The organism is Streptomyces minutiscleroticus, from assembly GCF_014650875.1.
Lineage (GTDB): Bacteria > Actinomycetota > Actinomycetes > Streptomycetales > Streptomycetaceae > Streptomyces > Streptomyces minutiscleroticus.
In genome coordinates, this window is record NZ_BMVU01000154.1 from 1 (window position 1) to 3,262 (window position 3,262).

2 protein-coding genes and 1 pseudogene are annotated in these 3,262 nt (G+C 67.4%); 1 reads left to right on the forward strand and 2 read right to left on the reverse strand.

Going from position 1 to position 3,262, the window contains the following annotated elements:
• Nucleotides 1-88: pseudogene (locus tag IE271_RS40450) on the forward strand (IS5/IS1182 family transposase); the annotation flags it as partial.
• 1,014 nt (nt 89-1,102) lie between these two features.
• Here the strand turns inward: IE271_RS40450 and IE271_RS40455 are convergent.
• Both IE271_RS40455 and IE271_RS40460 read right to left on the reverse strand, forming a co-directional pair.
• Nucleotides 1,103-2,122, reverse strand: a complete 1,020-nt coding sequence (locus IE271_RS40455) for an IS110 family RNA-guided transposase (protein WP_190195415.1) — start codon at nt 2,120-2,122, stop codon at nt 1,103-1,105.
• 12 nt (nt 2,123-2,134) lie between these two features.
• Nucleotides 2,135-3,046: an esterase/lipase family protein gene (locus tag IE271_RS40460; RefSeq protein WP_190195416.1), complete on the reverse strand. Its 912-nt coding sequence runs from the start codon at nt 3,044-3,046 to the stop codon at nt 2,135-2,137.
• Between the last annotated feature and the right edge of the window lie 216 nt (nt 3,047-3,262).

A 3,262-nucleotide genomic window follows, 5' to 3' on the forward strand; every position in this document is an offset into this window, starting at 1 on the left:
ATGGCGAATCTTCCGCAAGGCTCGGTGCAGCCCGAATCGAATGACGTCAATCGCAGCAGCCGTCCTCACCCTGGAGCGGCAGCGCTGAAACAGCTCAGTGACTCCGCGGGAACCGGAAGTCCACGCCGTGACGCCGATCCCCGCCGGGGCGACCGGCATGGGCGCGCCGCCGAGACGGTCACACGTGACCGGGTGCCGTCGACTCCTCACGACGATCGGTGCGGCTGTCGATCCGCTCTCACGGCGGTGTCGTCGCCTACGATTGAGGAACGATCATGAATTTGTCACCGCGCGCACTGTACACGACCTGCACCTTCTCGCCTGCGGCAGTGCGGCCTGCGACTTCCGCGTCCAACCGGGGCAACGACCGTGGGTCCCCCGCGGGCAGCCAGCGGTACTCGGTGCGGTCCTGCAGGGCATCCGCACCTCTTGTGCGCTCCTTTCGCGGCGACTTCAACGTGTCCTCGCCTGCGCCGTGGCCGGCCCTCGGTGAATGGATGCTCGGCGAAGGAAGCGGCCTCTCCGTCGTCCTCACAAGAACACCTCCAAAGCTGTCGACAAGGCTTGCTCCGAGTGTCATTGCGCCGGGCATGGACGTCGTCCCACTACTGCCGTAACCCTTCGTCGTCGTCCGGACATACGGCAGCCCGGCTGTACGGCGGCGAGAGGGGCTCTGTACCGAAGGCCCGGAGCCATCGCAGCAGGGCGGCCACGCCGACTGCCGAACCCGCCTTCGAGTCGTCGTTCCAAGCAGGCTGCGTCCAGTACGGCCGTCACAGCGGCGTCGGTCGTACGGCCTCGCTCGTGATCACGAAGCGTGGAGCCCCCTTATCTGTTTGAGGGGCCGGGTCAAGTGGTGTTCGGGCATGCGCATGCATGACTTGGCTGTGGTGTGTGGCCGGCCCAGCCTTATCTCGGTGCGCGGACACTCGCACTGGGTGTCCGGCGACATGATGATCGATGGGGTCGGGCTCACAGTGCGGCCGCTCAGTCTTTTGCGGCCCGAAGGCGGTAAAACCGCTGGGCAGGGGCTCTGCGGGAGCTGGCCGCGCACATCATGAATCGGGCAGGGCCCGCACCAAAGTCAGGTGTCGGTTGACGGTCAGGCCGGTGCGAGTGCCTTGTCGCCCAGGGCTCGCAGGGTGTGGTGGGCTCGGCGGATGAGTTTGCGGGCCACTGACAGGGCGGCCCGGTTGCCGCCACATCGCTCCTTGACCTGCTGGTAGTAGGCGTAGTCGGGGGCGCTGGGGCGGGCGGCGCACTTGGCCGCCTCGAACAGCGCCCAGCGCAGCAGGGGCGGGCCCTGGCGGGCCAGGCGGCCGGGACTGCGTTTGCTGTCCGAGGAGTAGACAGTTATGTCCAGCCCTGCGTGGCGCACGGCCTGCCGGGAGGAGGAGAAGCGGCGGGCAACACCCAACTCGGCCCAGATGGCCACCGCCGTGACAGGTCCGACGCCGTAGTACTCCAGCAGGGCCGCGCAGCCGGGCTGGCGGCGGGCGAAGAGGGTGAACTGCCGACGCAGCACTGTCATCTCACGTTCCAGGGCGTCCAGGGTGCGCAGGGCCGCCTGCACGGCTTGGTGCGCGGCGGGTGACAGTCCTTCTCCGGCCGTGAGCCGGGCGCGCATCTCGAGGGCGAGCAGGTCCCCGACCGGGGCAGGGACGCCGTGGTGGAAGAGGTGGGCGTGGATGCGCTGGACCCAGGCGGTGTGCTCGTCGCGCAGGTCCTTGTAGAGCCGCAGCAGGGTGCGCATCTCCAGCACCTGCGTGGGTGGGATCCAGGACTGCAGCAGCCGGTCCTCGGCCAGCAGGTGACGGATCTTGGCCGCGTCGGCGCGGTCGGTCCTGGCCCGGTGCTCGGGCCCGTTTGCGGCCGCGGTGTCGGCCGGCTCCGCCAGCTGCACCTCCACCCCCGCCTCCCGGCACTCCTCGACGACGAACCGCCACCCGGTGCAGCCCTCCACCGCCAGCACCGCCGGCCGCGGCAACTCCCGCAGCCAGGCCCGGAACCGGTCGCGCGTCGCGGGAACGATCCGTCCCCGCTGGACCTGCCCGCTGTCACTGTCAAGGCAGTCGAAGGTGATCTGCCCGCGATGGACGTCCAGTCCGCCTACGATGGCCATCACGGGGCCTCCTCACGTTCCCGAAGACAATCGCTCACCGAGCATCGTGCTCCCCTCGGAGCAATCAGCCCATGAGCTGAGGAGGCCCCTCCTGCATGCCATCTTTTCGGAGGACGCCCGCAGGTGTGCGCCCTGCGCACGGGTCTGCTTGCGCGTACTGCTTTTCAAGTGGCTGACGACCGCGTCGGCCAGTTCAGGGGAATCCATGATTCGGAGGTGGCCGCACCCCGGTATGCAGGAGGAGTCGGCGTACTGCCCCGCCGTCGCATTGGAGAGGGGGACGACCGCGTCGGACTGCGCGCCGATGAGGAACCATTGGACTTTCTGGCTCGCGTCGATGTCCGGCAAGGCGGACAGCAGCGGGGAGTTGCTCCGTAGCTGCCTGACCGCAGGCCCTACTCCCAGATGCGCCAGCAAGGATCCGTGGTGGGGCGTCGCCACGGTGACGGCGCTGAGCACCGCGTCGTCCAAGCCGAGTCGCTGAACCGCGTAACGTACAGCCAATCCGCCCAGACTGTAACCGATGAGGTGGACCCCACTGGAGCCACTGCGCTGCATGGCGTTTCGCGCCTCGGAGACGAGCAACGAAGCAATGTCCGGGATGCCCATCTTGAAGGGGTTGTAGTGCAGACAGGTAATGTCGTGAAATCCGTCCAGGCGGAGTTTCCGCAGCAGAGGGTCCCAAGCCGCGTGCGGAGAAAGATATCCCGGGACCAGCAGTACAGGCGTGTCGTCGGCCTTATTCGGTCGGCGTACCTGACACGGCTGCGTGGCAGGCCCGTGTGAAGCCAGAGGGCAGCGCGCCGAGGAATTCTCGATGGCCGTTTCTGCTATCGCCGCCAAGGTGGTGGCCGCAAGTTTGAGAGGAAAGGCGACGGCGGCGCGTACGGACGACATGCTCGGTATCAGCAGTGCACTATTCATGGTCGGCCCCCGAAACTGTGTTTGGCAGACTGTCCGGCCTTCACAGTCGAGTGTGTTCGAGAGGCGCCTCGGGGGCGTCCTGCCGCTGCCGTCATTCGACCGTCGTCGCGCCGACGCAGGCTAGTGTCTCGTGATTCCGTCAGCGTTACTTGATCTTGTGTGGCAGGGTCTCTTGGTATGGAGCTCTCCGTGGAACAGGCCGCCGAGTTGCGGGAG